Raw genomic sequence first — 16,106 nt, forward strand, 5'->3', positions numbered from 1 at the left:
TCACCCCCCACCGCTCGCCCCCGCCGAGTCGATCAGACGGGCCAGCGCGTCGCCGTCGGGTAGCTCGGTCGGCGCGATGGTCCGTCCGCTGCGGACATAGTGGAACGCCGCGCGGACCTTGCCCAGCGGCACCGGCGGACCGCCCCTCGCGGCGGACCGCGCCGACATCAGCTCCGACCACGCCAGCCGGTAGGCCGCGAGCTGCATCACCACCGCACGCTCGTTGGCGGCCGACGGCTCGGCACCGGTCTTCCAGTCGATCACGGTCCAACCGCCGTCCGGGTCGGCGAAGACCGCGTCGATGCGACCCCTGATCACCGTGCCCGCGATCGACGTCTCGAACGGGACCTCCACCTCGACCGGGCTGCGGTTCGCCCATTCCGAGCGCAGGAAGGCGTCCTGCAGCCCTTCGAGGTCGGTGTCACCGACGGCGCCGGTGTCCGCGGCGCCCGGCAGCTCGTCCAGATCCAGCAGCCGGGTGGCACCGAACCTGCGCTCGATCCAGGCGTGGAACGCGGTTCCCCTGCGCGCCAGCGGATTCGGCGGATACGGCAGCGGGCGACGCAGCCGGGCCGCGAGCGCATCGGGCGCGGCGGCCAGTTCCACCAACTGACTAACCGACAGCTGCGCGGGCAGCGCGACCTCGGCGCGGGTCAGCGCCCGCTGCCTGCGCTCGGCGAGCAGCACGCCCACGTCGGCCGCCCAGCCCTCCGGGTCCGCCTCGTCGTCTTCCTCGTCTTCCTCGTCGTCCTCGTCGTCGGGGCCGAGCGCGATGAGCTCGGCCAGCACCAACTCCGCGCCGCGTTCCACCGGATCACGCCTGTTCCCCAGCGGATCGCTCGGCCACTGCGCGGTCACCGGCTCGGCGGTGAGCGGGTTCTCCGCGTCCTCGTCCGGTGCCTGCGCCCACAATTCCACCGTCCCCAGCTCGTCCGCTGCGTCGACGAGTTCGCGCATCTCCAGCAGGAACTCCGACGGCCCCCTCGGCGCGCTGCCCGACTCCGACCAGTGGTGGCCGGACAGATACAGCGCCCGCTCGGTACGGGTGAGCGCCACGTAGAACAGCCTCCTGTCCTCGTCGAGCCTGCGCCGACCCAGCGCGGCCTTGTGGTCGGCGAGGGCGTCCTCGAGGTCCTTGCGGTTGAACAGTTCCTCGAGATCGAGCACCGGCACACCGTCCGCGCCATCGCCGTCTCGGGCCCGGTCGCCGCGCAGTGCGGGCGGCAGTTCACCGACGGCCCCCAGCCAACTGCCGGAGGCGGTCTTCGACGGGAAGATCCCCTCCACCAGGTGGGGCACCGCGACGACCTGCCACTCGAGCCCCTTCGCCGAGTGCACCGTCAGGACCTGCACCCGATCCGGCGCGACCTCGACCTCGCCGGGGGCCAGGCCCTTCTCGATGGTTTCGGCGGCCGACAGGAAGGCCAGCAGCCCGGTCAGCGTCGCCGTGGAATTGCGGGAGTACCCGGCGACCGCATCCGCGAAGGCGTCGAGATGCTCGCGGCCCGCACCACCGTCCCCGGTGAAGCGCAGCCGGGCCTGGGCCTCGATGCCGATCCCCAGCACCCGCTCCACCTCGGCCACCAGCTCCGTGAGCGGCTGACCGATGCGTTCGCGCAGCGAGACCAGCTCGGCGGCCAACGCCCCGATCCTGGCGTAGCCGAGGGGCGAATAACGCTGCGGCCCACCGGGGTCCGAGATCGCGTCGGCCAGACCGGCGAGCTCGGCGTGCTCGCCGGGGAGGGCGGCCTCGAGCGCCTGGTCGAGGCTGGCCGCATCGGTGACCGCTCCCCCGGTGCCGTGTGTCGACCCGATCGCCAGCTCGCGCGCCCGGCGCCACAGCGCGGCCAGGTCCGCCGCCCCGATCTGCCACCTCGCCCCGGTCAGGATCCGCATCGCCGCGCTGCCCGCGAGCGGGTCGGCGACCATCCGCAGCATGGCGATGACGTCCGCCACCTCGGGTGTGTGCAGCAATCCGCCGAGCCCGACCACTTCCACCGGCAGGCCGTGGCGGCGCAGCGCGGCCGCGATCGGCGCGGCGTCGGCGTTGCGGCGGATCAGTACGGCCGCGGTGGGCGGGGCCTGGCCGGAGGCGGCCGCGGCGGCGTACTCCTCGGCGATCCGGGCCGCGAGCCAGTCCCGCTCGCGCTCGACGTCCTCGGTGAGCGCGAGCCGGATGTCGCCCGCGACGGCACCGGGCCGCGGTCGCAGCTGCTGCACGGGAACCCCGCGCTCGCGCAGCGACTCCGAGGCCGCGTTCGCGAGGGTCAGCGCCTCGGGCGGGTTCCGCCAGCTGGTGAGGAGCTCGAGGCGCGGCGCGGGATTGCCGCCCGGCAAAGGGAAGTCGGTGGCGAACCGGGGCAGGTTGGCCGCCGACGCGCCCCGCCAGCCGTAGATGGACTGCATCGGGTCGCCGACGGCGGTCAGCGCGAGGTCGCCGTCCTCGCCCCCGCCGAACAGCGAGGACAGCAACACCCGCTGGGCATGCCCGGTGTCCTGGTACTCGTCGAGCAGCACCACCCGGAACCGCCGCCGCTCCGAGCGCCCCACCTCGGGATGCTCCGAGGCAACCCGGGCGGCCAGCGACATCTGGCTGCCGAAGTCGAGCGCGCCCTCCCGCCTGAGCGTCTCGGAGACCCGCTCCACCAGCGGCAGCAGGGCGACCCGCTCGTGCTGGGTCTCGAGGATGTCGAGCAGTTCCTTCTTCGGCCCGCCGCGCTGCTTGGGGCCGGCGGGCAGGGTGTGGATCAGCTTGTCCAGCTCGGTGTGCGCCTCGCGCAGGTCCGCAGGCTCCACGAGATGCTCGGCCAGCTGCCCGGACAGCGCGAGCACCGCCTCGGTGAGCGAGGTGGGGGTGCGATCCGTCTCCAGATCGCCGTCCCATGAGCTGACCACCCGGTGCGCGAGCTGCCACAGCTCGGTCTCCGACAGCAGCTCGGCGGACGGCTCGATGGGCAGCAGCAGCCCGTGCTCGGACAGCAACCGGCCGGCGTAGGAGTGGTAGGTGCTCACCTCCGGCTCGCCGCCGAGGATCCGTCCGCGCAGATCCCCGCTCGGGTCGAGCTTGCGCAACAAGGCCGAACCGGCAAGGCGCGCAAGGCGTTGCCGGATCCGGGTGGTGAGCTGCTGGGCGGCCTTGCGGGTGAAGGTGAGTCCGAGGACCTGCTCGGGGTCGACAAGGCCGTTGGCCACCAGCCAGACCACCCGGGCCGCCATCGTCTCGGTCTTGCCCGCACCGGCGCCCGCGACCACGAGGGTCGGCCCGAGCGGCGCCGCGATCACGGCCGCCTGCTCGGCGGTCGGCGGATGCTGGCCGAGCGCGACCGCCAGATCGGCCGGGCTCACCAGGGCCCCACTCTTCCGTGTCTCGGTGTCCGGCATCATCCCTCGGTCACCTGCCGTCCGGTCTCCTGTGCCGGGCAGCTCGACCGGGCGGGGCAGTGCCTGCACCCGTCGTTCGGCTGCGCCCGGAACCCGGGGCCCTTGGTGGCCGCGGCCGCGTCGTGCACCACGGTGAGCCACTCCTGTTCGCCGTCCTCGCCGAGCGGGGACTGCAATCGCTGGGTGGCGCCCTCCTTCTTGTTCGGCTTCGCCACGAACACCAGGCGCGCCCCGCCCGGCTCCGAGGGCGGCTCGCCCTCGATCGCGCCTGCCAGCGCCGCCATCTGATAGGTCGCCAGCTGCGCATGCTGCTGCGCAGCCTCCTTGCTGACCGGGCTGCGCGCGGTCTTCACGTCCACGATCACCGGCCTGCCCTCGGCGTCACGCTCGAGGCGGTCGATCCGGCCGCGCAGCCGGATCTCGGGTCCGCCCTCCTCGCGCGGCTCGAGGACGCCGTCGACGGCGACCTCGACGCCGACCTCCGTGAGTTCGCCGCGCGAGAGCCGCAGCCACTCGGAGAAGCTGTCGAGCATCTGTCCGGTGCGGTCCATCTCCCGTCTCGAGTACCACTGCGAGCCGAGATCGACCGCGTCCCACGCGGTGGCGAGCGCCCGGCGCACCTGGTCGGGCGGCAGCTTGCCCGCCACGGCCTGGACCAGGGTGTGCACCAGGGTTCCGGTGACCGCATGGGTGTTCTCGCCGTCGGTGCCGCCGTTGCGTTCGAGCGCCCACCGCAACGGACACGTGCTCAGCTGCTCGATCGTCGACGGTGACAGCGGGACCGGCCCGTCGTCCGGTTCCCACAGCGGGGCGTCGGTGCTCATCCCGCCCACACCCCACCAGTTCTCCGGATGCGCACCGCGCACCCCGTCCCGTGCCAGCCGGGCGAGTTGCCGAGCCGCCCTGGCCTGCCGCTGCGGATCGTTCTCGGCGAGGTCCGGATCGCACACGGCCCGACGGAGTTCCGCCACCAGCGACGGCAGCGACAGCACCCGCCCCGCGGGCACCGGCTGATCCACCACAGACTCTCCCGGCCCGTCGTCGCCGTCGACCTTGCCGATCAGCTCGTCCACGAACCGCGACGGCACCAGGTCCGACTCCCCGGTCGCCGACTCGACGGCGGTGATCAACAGGGACCGCCGGGCCCGACTGCAGGCGAGCAGGAACAGTCGCCGCTCCTCGGCCAGCAGCGGGGCGGTCCGCGAGAGCTGCGACTCGCTCGTCGGGGAGGCGTCGCCGACGCCGGCAGTGAGATCGACCAGCACCTCGGTCCCCAGCAGGGTGCCGCGGGCACGCAGGCCCGGCCACAGCCCCTCCTGGACCCCGGCGACGGCCACCACGTCCCATTCCCTGCCCGCCGCGGAATGCGCGCTGAGCACCGTCACGGCTTCTCCTGGGATCGCCGCGCCGGACCTCGAGTCGCTCGAGATCTGTTGTTCGGAAAGGTATTCAACGAAACCGGCGAGGGTTGCCCTTGGCAACCGGTCGACATAGCTCGCGGCGGCGTCGAAGAGCGCGACCACCGCGTCGAGGTCCCGGTCCGCCTGTGCGCCGATCGGCCCGCCGCGCAGCGAGGCCGCGGCCCACCGCTTCTCCAGCCCGGTCGCCTGCCAGCTCGCCCAGAGCACGCCCTCGACGCCGCGCCCCTTCCGGTGGGCGGCCCTGGCCTGACCGAGGATCGACAGGACCCGGCGCAGCGCGGCCGACTCGCCGTCGCTGAGCTTGGCGATCAGCCCCCGGTGCTCGTCCTCGCCGTCCACGATCAACGACCGCAACAGGTCCGCGGAGTCACGCTGACCACCGGACGCGAGCTCCACCCTGCGCAGGCCGCGGCGCAGCCGCCGCAGCGTCACCGGGTCGGATCCGCCGACCGGTCCGGACACCAGCGCCAGCGCGTCCTCGCCGGTGAACTCGACCCCCGCGACCGCGCGCAGCACCAGCAACAGGCCGCCGACCGAATGCTGTCGGGCGAGTGGGAGTTCCGAGGCCGACGTGGTGACGGGGACACCCGCGGCCAGCAGGGCGCGGCGCAGCGGGGCCAGCACCCGCGGCACCGACCGGACCACGACCGCCATCCGCGACCAGGGCACACCGTCGTGCAGGTGTGCCCGGCGCAGGGTGTCCGCGATCAGAGCGGCCTCCTTGCCCTGGGTGCCGAGCACCTGCACCTGGGCCCGGCCAGGTTCCTCGGTCGCGGCCGCCGCGCCCCGATGCGGCGGGAGGCCCGGCAGGCGGCCTGCGATCGCGGCCGTGACCGCCGAGATCCGTTCCGCACAGCGATGATCGGTGTCGAGGATCAGCCGGTTCTCCGAGCCGGTGTCGGCGAGGTCCATCAGGAACCGCGGGTCGGCCCCGCGGAATCCGAAGACGGCCTGGTCCGGATCGCCCGCCACGACGGACAGATCGGTGCCCGCACCGATCAACCGGACCAGCTCGGCCGCCTGCGGGTCCAGGTGCTGGGCGTCGTCGACGAGCAGGTATCGGATCCGGGAGCGCTCCTGCTGCAGCAGCTCCGGGTCGGTGGCGAACGCGGTCAGCGCCGCGCCGACGAGTTCGGCCGCGTCGAGAGCGGGTGCCGTGGCCTCGGGGGCCTCCACCCCGACGGCACCGCGCAACAGCATCACGTGCTCGTAGTGTGCGGCGAAGCGTCCGGCCGCCACCCACTCCGGCCGCGAATGCGTCCGGCCGAGGGCGATCAGGTCCTCGGGACCGAGGCCGCGCTCACCCGCCCGCAGCATCAGATCACGCAGTTCGACCGCGAAGCCGGTCAACGACAGCGCCGGCCGCAGCCGTTCCGGCCAGTGCTGGGCACCATCCGCGACGTCACCGCGCAGCATCTCACGCAGCACCGCGTCCTGCTCGGCCCCGGTGATCAGCCGCGGCGGCGGGTTGGAATGCACGGCGGCCTGCAGGCGAAGCACCGCGAAGGCGTACGAGTGCACGGTCCTGACCAGCGGCTCACGGGTGGCCCGCAGCGAGTCGGGACCGGCGGACCCGAGCAGGCCCGCGGTGATCGTCTCCCGGACCACGGTGGCGGCGCGGCGTGAATGGGTCAGCACGAGAATCGATTCCGGGTCGCAACCACCGTCGGCTATCCGCGAGACCGCGAGGTCGACCAGCAGCGAGGTCTTGCCCGTGCCCGGTCCGCCGAGCACCTGCCATGGCCGTCGACCCCGGCCTCCGCGCGGCACATCGATCAGCCGCCGTGCCTCGGGGCCCCACGACCGGCGAGGCCCGGCCTCCATCGACCGACGGACCAACGTGGCGGTGGCCCGCCGCGCCTGTTCCCGATCGACCGACATGGGTGGCATTCCATCACGGGAGGCCGACAACCACCGCCGCGCGTCCGCCGCGTCCTCCGTGATCCGTGGGATCCGGCAAGATGTCCGGCATGGGCGAGATCCACATCCACCGCTTCGGGCCCCCTGCAGGCCGGCCGGTCTTGGCGCTGCACGGCCTCACCGGCCACGGTCAGCGCTGGCAGCACCTCGCCGAGGCGCACCTGCCCGAGGCCAGGGTGATCGCGCCCGACCTGCGGGGCCACGGCCGCTCGACGTGGGCGCCGCCTTGGGGCATCGCCGACCATGTCGACGACCTCGTCGGGGTCCTGGAGTCCGAGACCACCGAGCCGGTCGTGCTGGTCGGCCACTCGTACGGCGGCGCCATCGCCGTGCACCTGGCCAGACGGGTGCAGGAAAGGGTGCGTGGCCTGGTGCTCCTCGACCCCGCGCTCGGGCTCGATCCGGCGTTCATGGCGGAGATCGCCGACCTGACCGTCCGGTTCCCGGACTACACCGACGCCGCCGAGGCGCGCTCCGAGAAGGTGCACGGGGCGTGGGCGGACGTGGCGGACGACGTGCTCGACGCCGAGCTCGCCGAGCACCTGATCGAGCGCGAGGGCGGCCGGGTCGGCTGGCGGATGTCGATCCCCGCGATCGTGGCGTCCTGGGGCGAGCTGGCCAGGCCGTTCGTGCTGCCGCCTGCGGGCCTGCCCACGATCCTGGTGCAGGCGATGCGGGTGCAGCCGCCGTACGTCACCGCGGCGTTCCTGACCGCGCTCGCGGCGCACCTCGGCGATCGCCTCACCGTGGTCGAGATGGATGTCGACCACATGGTCGGGCAGGCCAGGCCGGGAGATGTCGCGGAACTGATCGGGAAGCTGCTGTAGGTGGCCGCCACCACGGAGGCGCAGATCGAGCGGGTCCGCGAGCTGGTCGCGGCGATCCCGCCCGGCAGGGTGGCGACCTACGGCGACATCGCGTCGGCCGCGGGGCTGTCGAGCCCCAGGACCGTCGGCTGGATCATGCGCACCGACTCGGCCGACCTGCCGTGGCACCGGGTGCTCGGCGCGAGCGGCAAGCCTGCCGCCCATCTCGCGCACCGGCAGATCTCGAAGCTGGCGCTCGAGGGCGTGCCGATCCGCGACGGACGGGTCGACCTCGCCGCGGCGCGGCACGAATTCTGAGATCGTCGAGCGATGAGCGGCGAACGCGACCTCTTGGTCCTGATCTCCTCGATGAACCCGGTCCGCCGACCGGGAACCTTCGTGTTCGTCTCGGTGCCTGCGGCGGCGGCCACCGGGATCACGGCGGCGGCGACGATCACCGAGCGCGAGGGCGTCACCCTGGTGATCACCAAGGCGGAGGCCGACGCCCGCGGCTGGGGCTATGACTTCGAGGCGGCCTGGCTCACACTGCGGGTGCACTCCGCGCTGGACGCCGTCGGCCTCACCGCGGCCGTGAGCTCGCGGCTGGCCGAGGTCGGCATCAGCTGCAACGTCATCGCGGGATACCACCACGACCACCTGCTGGTGCCCGTCGATGATGCCTCGCGCGCCGTCGCCGAGTTGAAGGCGCTCGCCGCCGACGCAGGGGCCGAGGGTCGGGGCTGAGAATCAGCTCCCGGCCGCCAGCTCCGCGCGTATCGCCTCGACTCCGGCGACCACCTCGGCGAAGCTGGTGCTCAGCGGGCTCAGCCCCAGCCGAAGTCCCTCGGGCGCCCGGAAGTCGGGGATCACCCCGCGCCCCCACAGCGCCGGGGTAGCGGCCCGGAAGTGCGGGTGGTCGATGGTGACGTGGCCGCCGCGCATACTCGGGTCGACCGGCGACGCGATCGTCACCCCGAGCGGAACCAACGACTCGGCTACGAGCTCGAGCGCGAACTCGGTGAGCCGCACCGACTTCTCCCTGATCGCCGCGATCCCCGCCCGGTCGATGAGCTCGACGGTGTCGCGCATCGCGATCATGCCCAGCACCGCGGGCGTGCCGCTGAGGATCCGACGGATGCCGCGCGCGGGCCGATAGCCCGCCGCCATCTCGAAACAGTCCTCGCGGCCCATCCACCCCCAGATCGGCTGCACGAACTCCTCCAGCAGCCCGGCACGGACGTAGGCGAACGCCGGGGAACCGGGTCCACCGTTCAGATATTTGTAGGTGCACCCGACGGCGAGATCGACGCCCCACTCGTCCAGTTCGATCGGGACCGACCCGACCGAGTGACACAGGTCCCACAACATGAGCGCGCCCGCGGCGTGCGCGACCCGGGTGATCGAGGCGGCATCGGCCAGGTAACCCGACCGATACGCGACGTGACTGAGCACCACCAGCGCGGTCCGGTCCCCGACCACCGCGGCGACCTCGTCCGCGTGCACCCCGCTCCGCGGATCCGATTCGATCCATCGCAGCGTCATCCCGAGCTCGGACCCGACCGCCTCGAGGACGTAGCGGTCGGTGGGGAAATTGTCTGTGTCCAGAACGATCTCGTCGCGTCCTGGGCGCAGCGCGACGGCGCCCCTCGCCAGCTTGTAGAGCAGCACGCTGGTGGAATCGCCCACCGCCGTCTGGCCGGCAGCTGCCCCGATCGCCACCCGCCCGAGATCATCGCCGATCGTCAGGGGCAGGTCGAACCACTCCTCGTCCCAGCCACGAATCAGCCTGCCTCCCCACGACTCGGTGACGAATCGGGCCACCCGCTCGGCACCCGCCCTGGTCGGCCGCCCGAGCGAGTTCCCGTCCAGGTAGGAGACGACGGACGGGGCATCGACGAACAGGTCCCGGTACGAGCCCAGCGGATCCGCGTCGTCGAGTTCGACGGCGCGTATCGAGAATCGTTGTGGGACAGGACTGGGCACACTCATCCGAACTGCTCCTTGATCTGCGCCGGGTCGAGGTTGCGGGTCGAGGCGAGCCAGGATGCCCAGTGCCCCTCATCGGTGGGCGGCGCGCCCGGCGCCCACGCGAGCCGGGTCGAGGCGCCCGACGGCCACGGGATGGTGATCGACTCCAGCACCGCCACCCGATCGAGGCCTGCGCCGAGCAGGGCATCGAATTCACCTGGGTTGAGTCCGACCGGCTGCGGACCGTTCCCCTGGTCGGTTCCGTACTTCACGACCCCGCCACACGCACGGAACCGGCGAAGGTTGTCGGCAGCGACATCGAATTCGCTTCCGCGGCCGTGGATGTCGAGCGTGCTGATCCACCGCATCGACGATGCCATCGCCGCGAGCAGCTCGTCGGGCAGGCGCTCGGTCCACGGGGTGTGCGCGAGTCGTTCCACTCCGGCCTCGAAGGCACGCGCGGCCTGGCCCTTTCCCTCCGCGTGCGCGACGACGGGAACTCCGTCCGCGTGCGCCGCGCCGACCAGGGCGTCGAGCGTCGGGTCGTCGAACACCGGCCCCGCCGCGCTGTTCAGCATGATCTTCACGAAGGTCGCTCCCGCTCTGACCTGCGTGTCGACGGCGCTCGCCGCCGCATGGGGTCCGTCGACCACACACACCGACTCGGCCGCCGCCCATGACCGGTCGGTGGGGTACCCGCCGGGGGCGGTGAGGAACTGACCCGCAAAGCTCACCTCGGGGAGTCCGGCGCGCACCGCCGGGTCCGCGAACGGCGCGAGAACCGGCGGCGGCGACCCGAGGTCGTGCACCACCGCCAGCCCACCCGCGAACAGCGCGCCCGCGTCGACCAGCCCGAGGTGCACGTGGGCGTCGCGCAGGCCCGCGAACACCACGCCGGGAATCTCGAGGTCGGCGCTCCCGTCCATGGCGTTTCGCCGCCGGGCCGAGACCAGCAGATCCCCGCCCACCGTCAGTCGGCAGCGCCCCAACCACGCCCCGCTCCACAGGTTCGCGACGTCGATGTTCATGTCGCGGCCCGTCAGTTCCCCAGCTCGGTGCGCACCGCGAACAGCTCGGGAAAGAAACTGAGTTCGAGCGCGCGCTGCAGGTACCCCGCGCCGCCGGAGGAGCCACCGGTGCCGGTCTTCATCCCGATCACCCGCAGGACGGTCCGTAGGTGCCGAAACCGCCAGAGCTGGAAGCTCTCCTCCAGGTCGACGAGCTCCTCGAAGGACTCGTACGCGGGCCAGCAGTCCGCCGGATGCTCGTAGACGTACTTGACCAGCGGCATCAGCTCGGGATTGAGCACATAGGCCCCGGCGGCCTCGCGGTCCAGCGCTGAACCGGGCACGTCATAACCTGTGCGGGCGAGGCAGCGCCAGAACTCGTCGTACAGGGTCGGCTCGCCCAGGAGATCGTCGAGGACAGCATGGGACGGCGGATCCGCCTCGAACACCCTGAGCAGGTCCGCGTTCTTGTTGCCGAGGATGAACTCGACGGCCCGGTACTGGTACGACTGGAATCCCGATGCACTGCCGAGGAAGCCACGGAACTCGGCGTACTCGGTCGGCGTCAGCGTCGCCAGTATCGACCACTGCTCGGTCATCGACTTCTGGATGTGCTTGACGCGGGCGATGCACTTGAGCGCCACCCCGATGGAGTCCTCGGCGAACGCGGCGCGGGCCGCGCGGATCTCGTGCAGGACGAGTTTGAGCCAGAGCTCGGTGGTCTGGTGCGCGATGATGAAGAGCATCTCGTCGTGGTGCCGCGGCTCGCTGACCGGGTTCTGCGCGCTGAGCAGCGTGCCGAGGTCGAGGTAGGAGCCGTAGCTCATCCTGGCGCTGAAATCCGTGACGATACCGGGCTCGAGCTCCCGGAAGTTCGGTGCACCGCCCAGGGTCATCGTGTGATTGTCCGCCGACCTGCAGATATCGTCCGCCGCCGTGGCCGAATCGTTGTGTTGAATAGGATGACCAGGTGGATCAGACCCTGCCCCCGTGCCCCCAGTGCTCCTGCGAGTTCACCTACGAGATGGGCTCGCTCCTGGTCTGCCCGGAGTGCGCACACGAGTGGGCGGCGGGCGCGGTCGAGGACGAGGACACCGACGTGATCCGTGACGCCGTCGGCAATGTGCTCGCCGACGGCGACACCGTCACGGTGATCAAGACGCTCAAGGTCAAGGGCAGCCCGACCGGCATCAAGTCGGGCACCAAGGTGCGCAACATCCGCCTGGTCAAGGGCGTCGGCGACCACGACATCGACTGCAAGGTCGACGGCATCGGTCCGATGCAGCTCAAGTCGAGCGTGGTCAAGAAGGCCTGATTCGGGGCTACGGCGACGCCTCCACGAGCGGGGCGCCCGCGACGTACTCCATCGCGGCCACGAATTCCGGCTGCTGCGGGGTCGATTTCGTCGTCTTTGCCATGCCGCCGACGCTACGGAGAATCGAGGACAACGAGCGTCCTCGATTCGAAACACCTGCAGATCAATGGGAGAATCCACCGATGACCATCGGCGCTCCCCCGGCATACGACGCAGTGATTCTCGCCGGCGGATCCGCCACCCGGATGGGTGGCGTCGACAAGCCCGCGATCGTCATCGCCGGCCGTTCGATGTTGCGTGCCGCGCTCGACTCCGTCGCCGGGGCGGAGCGGGTGGTCGTGGTCGGACCGCACCGCGACGACCTCGCCGCCCCGATCGCGCAGACCCAGGAATCGCCTGTCGGCGGCGGCCCGGTCCTCGCGATGGACGCGGGCCTGCTCGAGTTGGGCGCAGGCACCGCCCCCGTGGTGGTGCTCGCCGCCGACCTGCCGTTCCTGTCCGCGGCATCGATCGAGAGCCTGGTCGCGGCACTCGATCGCGAGCCGAGTGCACCCGCGGCCTTTGCGCTCGACGAATCCGGCCGGGTGCAGTTCCTCCTCGGCGTGTGGCGCAGGGATGCCCTGTCCGCAGGGCTCGACGAGCTCGGGCGCACCGACCTGGCCAACAGGCCGATGAAGACGCTGATCCCGGCCGGGTACGTCACCGTCCCCATGACCGGGATCTCCGACTGCGACACCGAGGCCGACGTCGCAGCGGCCCGCGCGCGCAGCGTCTCCCCCGCAGTCTCCCTCGAGGAGGCCAGGCGTGCCGTCCGCGACGCCGTCGCGACGCTGCCCTCTCGCTCGGTTTCCCCACTCGACGCGCTCGGCGGGGTGCTGGCGCGACCGATTCTCGCCGCCGACGCGCTGCCCCGGATCGACATCTCCGCGATGGACGGCTACGCCGTGTCCGGCGACGGCCCATGGCAACTCGACACGGCCATCCGCTACGCCGGCTCCGAGGACGAGGTCGAACTCGAACCCGGGCACGCGGTGCGCATCGCCACCGGTGCCCACGTGCCGTCAGGGGCCACCTCCGTGGTGCGCGACGAGCACGTCGAACTCGCGGGCACCGCGCTGAGCAGGCACCCGGACGCGCCGGTCCGCGACGACACCCGCAGGCGCGGTGAGAACTGGCAGCCGGGCGCACCGCTCGCGGCGGCGGGCACACCGGTCACCCCCGCCGTCGTCTCGGTGGCACTCAGCGGCGAGGTCCCCGACCTGCTGGTCCGCGGGCCCGTCACGGCCCACATCGTCGTGACCGGGGACGAGATCCGCCGCGACGGCCCGCTGCGCGACGGGCAGACCCGCGACAGCCTCGGGCCCGTGATGCCGCACTTCCTGTCCTGGTGCGGCATCCGCACGGCCGCCGAATCGCACCTGCGCGACACCCCCGGGGGCTTCGATGAGCTACTGGCGCAGCCGGTTTCCGAAGCGGAAGCGCGGCCCGACCTCATCGTCATCGTCGGCGCCACCGGGGGCGGCGCCGCCGATCACCTGCGGATGGCGCTCACCCGCTGCGGCGCCCGCCTGGTGGTCGGGCGGGTGCGGTGCCGGCCGGGCGGATCGCAGGTGGTCGCGGTGCTGCCGGACGGCCGCATCGTGCTGGGATTGCCCGGCAACCCCTTTGCGGCGGTCGCGACGCTGCTCATGACGGCGCCCGCGGTGGTCGCCGCGCTCACCGGTGCCCCGGCCCCGACCCCACCGCGCGCGCCGATCGAGAACGCCGCGGAACTCGCCTCGGACGCCCCTCGGGTCGTCACGGCCACCCGACGGTCAGACGGTCGCTGGTACGCGGCGGCGCCGGTGGGGACGGCTCACCTCGCCGCGCTGATCGGGGCCGACGCCCTCGCGATCATCGAACCGGCAACGCCTGACGGTGGCTCCGCGGAACTGCTGCCGTTGCCTCGCTGACGGATGCGATGTCCGCGCAGCCGGCCCGATAGCGGTCGGCCAGCAGTTGGACCAGGGCCGGGTGCACGCCGAGCGGCTCGGCCACCCCGTCCGCACCGGCCTCGATCAGCCGCCGATGGAACAGTCCGTGCGCCAACAGATACGAGGCGACGAACACCCGACGGTGACCCGCCGACCGCAGTCCCTCGACCACCTCGGGCACCCGCGGGTCCGCGGTCGCGACGTAGCCGATGTGCACCGTGCTCCTGACCAGTTCCGCGAGCATCATGGCGCCGCGACGCACATCGGCCAGTGCGCGCGGGTCCGAGGATCCGGCCGCCGCGAGCACCACCGCGTCGCCCGGCCGCCAGCCCGCCTCGCGCAGGCGCTCGAACAGCACCCTGGCCAGCACCGGGTCCGGCCCGAGGGCCCTCGTCACGGTCACATCGGGGTGCCCGGAATCCGCGACCTCGCGCGGGACGTCGGTGTGCACGTGATACCCCGAGGCCAGAAAGGCGGGCACCACGACGGCCGGGCCGTCGAGGTCGCGGAGCACCTCCGAGGGCGACGGCCCGAGCACGTCGACGAAGGCGACGCGGGTCGTGCCCACCTCGTCCGCGACCGCGTCGGCGAGCGCCGCGACCATGTCGACGCCGCGCGGGCTCCTGGTGCCGTGCGCGACGAGCACCAGCGCGGGCCCGCTCACTAGTCGTCCCCGCAATCGACCGGGTCGAGCGCCAGACGGTAGCCACGCTTGACCACGGTCTGCACGATCTTGGGGGCGCCGAGACAGGTCCGCAGCCGCGCGATGGCGGTCTCCACGGCATGGGTGTCCTCGCCGCCGCCGGGGAGCACGGAGAGCAGCTCCTCCCGCGAGACGACGCGTCCGGGTCGATGCGCCAGTGTCCGCATCAAAGCCATTGCGGCAGGAGCCAGTTGACGAACCTCACCGTCCACGACGACACATCCGCCACGCACGCTCACGTCGTGACCCGCCGCGCGCAGGCGCATCGACCGGCGCGGCAGCTCCTCGGCGATGTGCCGGGCGAGCGACCCGAGCCTGGCCCGCCCCGGCATGGTGCTCGGGACGCCGAGCGCCTCGAGCGGCGCCGCGGTGACCGGGCCGACGCACACCGCGAGCACCCGGGTGCGCAACGAGTTCAGCAAGGGGTCCACGAGGCCGATCTCCTTGGCGCGGATCAGCATCGACGCCACCGCAGGTGCGCTGGTGAAACTCAGCGCGTCCAGGCCCCCGCTGACGGTCAGCTCGATGAGGCGGTCCATCGCGGCCGGATCGTCGGGCTGGGTCCAGCGGTACACCGGCACCGGGACCACCTCGGCCCCGGCCACCCGGAGCACCTCGCAGAAGTCGGGCAGCGGCTCCCATTCGGTGGTGGCGCCGTGCAGCTGCACGGCGATCCGCTTGCCCTCGACGCCCTCGGCGAGCAGGTGATCGATCACCTCGGCCGACGACTCGGAGACCGGCGACCACTCCTCACGCAGGTCCGCGGCGCGGATCGCTCCCTTCGCCTTCGGACCGCGGGCCAGCAGCCGTGCCGTCGACAGCGCCTCGCCCAACTGCTCGGCGAGCCCCCACCCGTCGGCGGCCTCCATCCAGCCGCGAAAACCGATTCCGGTGGTCGCGACCGCGATCTCGGGTGGGTTGTCGATCAGTTCCCTTGTCACCCGTTCCAGCTCGGCATCGTCGACGAGCGGGATGATCCTGATCGCTGCCGCGTGCACGACGGCGGCGCCGCGCCGGGTCAGCAGAGTGGTGAACTCCTCCGACCGCCTGGCCGCGGTGACCCCAACGGTGAAACCGGACAGCGGCTCACCGACCTGCGGCACCGCCCTCCCCTCGCTCACGCGCTGTCCGCCGCGGCAGCCGAGGTGCTGTGGACCTGGACCATGCCGGCCCAGACCCGCACGTCGTACACCGGCAGCCGGACGGACTCGTCGTCGAGGCAGCGCCCGTCGACGAGTGAGAACACCTGCTTGAGCAGGGGCGAGACCACGATCGGCTCGCCTGCCCTGTCCCCGACCAGGCCGCGCGACATCACCGCCGCGCGCCCGAACGGGTCGATGTTCCCCACTGCGTAGAGCGAGCCGTCCTCCATGAGGAACAGGGCTGCCTGCTCGCCCCCCCGAATCAGCACCGCGACACCGAGCCCCGGGATGAGGTGGCTGAGCGGGCAGGCCGAGGTCCATTCGAGTCGTCCGTCGTTGACGCTCTCGCGTCCGGGTCCGGTCACGTTGTGCGCCTTCATCTCGATAACGGTCATCATCGCGGTCCTCCTGTATTGCAGGCTTACTTTCTACTTATCCGGTGTTTCCTGGGCGTTAAGCCGCGATTCCCT

The 16,106-nt window shown here is 72.2% G+C and carries 13 protein-coding genes; 5 read left to right on the forward strand and 8 right to left on the reverse strand.

Annotated features, from left to right (window positions below; all coding sequences use genetic code 11):
• Together ACWFRB_RS19325 and ACWFRB_RS19330 are read right to left on the reverse strand one after the other, a co-directional pair.
• Nucleotides 1–3,381, reverse strand: coding sequence for an ATP-dependent helicase (locus ACWFRB_RS19325; RefSeq protein ID WP_452642909.1), 3,381 nt, complete (start codon nt 3,379–3,381; stop codon nt 1–3).
• Nucleotides 3,381–6,683, reverse strand: a complete 3,303-nt coding sequence (locus tag ACWFRB_RS19330) for an ATP-dependent helicase (RefSeq protein ID WP_452642870.1) — start codon at nt 6,681–6,683, stop codon at nt 3,381–3,383. The genes ACWFRB_RS19325 and ACWFRB_RS19330 overlap by 1 nt, the downstream gene beginning before the upstream one ends.
• Before the next feature lie 80 nt (nt 6,684–6,763).
• Here ACWFRB_RS19330 and ACWFRB_RS19335 point away from each other — a divergent pair, with 80 nt between their 5' ends.
• Genes ACWFRB_RS19335 through ACWFRB_RS19345 form a run of 3 tightly spaced genes read left to right on the forward strand, consistent with a single transcriptional unit; the run spans nt 6,764 to nt 8,272 of the window.
• On the forward strand, nt 6,764–7,549 hold the full coding sequence (locus ACWFRB_RS19335) for an alpha/beta fold hydrolase (protein ID WP_452642872.1): 786 nt from the start codon (nt 6,764–6,766) through the stop codon (nt 7,547–7,549).
• The gene (locus ACWFRB_RS19340; RefSeq protein WP_452642874.1) at nt 7,550–7,846 is read left to right on the forward strand and encodes an MGMT family protein; all 297 of its coding nucleotides are present in this window, start codon (nt 7,550–7,552) and stop codon (nt 7,844–7,846) included.
• Between the two features lie 12 nt (nt 7,847–7,858).
• Nucleotides 7,859–8,272, forward strand: coding sequence for an ACT domain-containing protein (locus tag ACWFRB_RS19345; protein ID WP_452642876.1), 414 nt, complete (start codon nt 7,859–7,861; stop codon nt 8,270–8,272).
• Nucleotides 8,273–8,275: 3 nt separating this feature from the next.
• Here the strand turns inward: ACWFRB_RS19345 and ACWFRB_RS19350 are convergent, their stop codons facing one another.
• From ACWFRB_RS19350 to ACWFRB_RS19360, 3 genes are read right to left on the reverse strand one after another with little or no spacing between them, the layout of a single operon-like run.
• Nucleotides 8,276–9,517 (reverse strand): kynureninase, encoded by a 1,242-nt coding sequence (locus ACWFRB_RS19350; protein WP_452642878.1) that lies wholly within the window; start codon nt 9,515–9,517, stop codon nt 8,276–8,278.
• Nucleotides 9,514–10,524, reverse strand: a complete 1,011-nt coding sequence (locus tag ACWFRB_RS19355; RefSeq protein ID WP_452642880.1) for an amidohydrolase family protein — start codon at nt 10,522–10,524, stop codon at nt 9,514–9,516. The genes ACWFRB_RS19350 and ACWFRB_RS19355 overlap by 4 nt, the downstream gene beginning before the upstream one ends.
• Nucleotides 10,525–10,535: 11 nt before the next feature.
• A complete protein-coding gene (locus tag ACWFRB_RS19360) occupies nt 10,536–11,399 on the reverse strand; it encodes a tryptophan 2,3-dioxygenase (RefSeq protein ID WP_452642882.1) in 864 nt (287 codons plus the stop codon).
• A 74-nt stretch (nt 11,400–11,473) separates the two neighbouring features.
• Between ACWFRB_RS19360 and ACWFRB_RS19365 the strand changes: the two genes are divergently transcribed.
• Entirely contained in the window at nt 11,474–11,818 is a 345-nt protein-coding gene (locus ACWFRB_RS19365; protein ID WP_452642884.1) for a zinc ribbon domain-containing protein YjdM, read from the forward strand.
• A gap of 182 nt (nt 11,819–12,000) precedes the next feature.
• A complete protein-coding gene (locus tag ACWFRB_RS19370) occupies nt 12,001–13,770 on the forward strand; it encodes an NTP transferase domain-containing protein (RefSeq protein WP_452642885.1) in 1,770 nt (589 codons plus the stop codon).
• Here the strand turns inward: ACWFRB_RS19370 and ACWFRB_RS19375 are convergent.
• Genes ACWFRB_RS19375 through nirD form a run of 3 tightly spaced genes read right to left on the reverse strand, consistent with a single transcriptional unit; the run spans nt 13,712 to nt 16,031 of the window.
• The gene (locus ACWFRB_RS19375) at nt 13,712–14,455 is read right to left on the reverse strand and encodes a sirohydrochlorin chelatase (protein ID WP_452642887.1); all 744 of its coding nucleotides are present in this window, start codon (nt 14,453–14,455) and stop codon (nt 13,712–13,714) included. The two genes, ACWFRB_RS19370 and ACWFRB_RS19375, sit on opposite strands and share 59 nt — an antisense overlap.
• Nucleotides 14,455–15,615 (reverse strand): uroporphyrinogen-III synthase, encoded by a 1,161-nt coding sequence (locus tag ACWFRB_RS19380; RefSeq protein WP_452642889.1) that lies wholly within the window; start codon nt 15,613–15,615, stop codon nt 14,455–14,457. Before ACWFRB_RS19380 ends, ACWFRB_RS19375 begins: the two co-directional genes overlap by 1 nt.
• A complete protein-coding gene (gene nirD, locus ACWFRB_RS19385; RefSeq protein ID WP_027500139.1) occupies nt 15,612–16,031 on the reverse strand; it encodes a nitrite reductase small subunit NirD in 420 nt (139 codons plus the stop codon). The genes ACWFRB_RS19380 and nirD overlap by 4 nt, the downstream gene beginning before the upstream one ends.
• Nucleotides 16,032–16,106: the final 75 nt, after the last annotated feature.

This window comes from Rhodococcus sp. NPDC055112 (assembly GCF_053607505.1).

Bases quoted from the DNA above. Each gene is read 5' to 3' on its own strand.
- ACWFRB_RS19325 (WP_452642909.1), bottom strand. From the start codon at position 3,381: ATGCCGGACACCGAGACACGGAAGAGTGGGGCCCTGGTGAGCCCGGCC.
- ACWFRB_RS19330 (WP_452642870.1), bottom strand. From the start codon at position 6,683: ATGTCGGTCGATCGGGAACAGGCGCGGCGGGCCACCGCCACGTTGGTC.
- ACWFRB_RS19335 (WP_452642872.1), top strand. From the start codon at position 6,764: ATGTCCGGCATGGGCGAGATCCACATCCACCGCTTCGGGCCCCCTGCA.
- ACWFRB_RS19345 (WP_452642876.1), top strand. From the start codon at position 7,859: ATGAGCGGCGAACGCGACCTCTTGGTCCTGATCTCCTCGATGAACCCG.
- ACWFRB_RS19350 (WP_452642878.1), bottom strand. From the start codon at position 9,517: ATGAGTGTGCCCAGTCCTGTCCCACAACGATTCTCGATACGCGCCGTC.
- ACWFRB_RS19355 (WP_452642880.1), bottom strand. From the start codon at position 10,524: ATGAACATCGACGTCGCGAACCTGTGGAGCGGGGCGTGGTTGGGGCGC.
- ACWFRB_RS19360 (WP_452642882.1), bottom strand. From the start codon at position 11,399: ATGACCCTGGGCGGTGCACCGAACTTCCGGGAGCTCGAGCCCGGTATC.
- ACWFRB_RS19370 (WP_452642885.1), top strand. From the start codon at position 12,001: ATGACCATCGGCGCTCCCCCGGCATACGACGCAGTGATTCTCGCCGGC.
- nirD (WP_027500139.1), bottom strand. From the start codon at position 16,031: ATGACCGTTATCGAGATGAAGGCGCACAACGTGACCGGACCCGGACGC.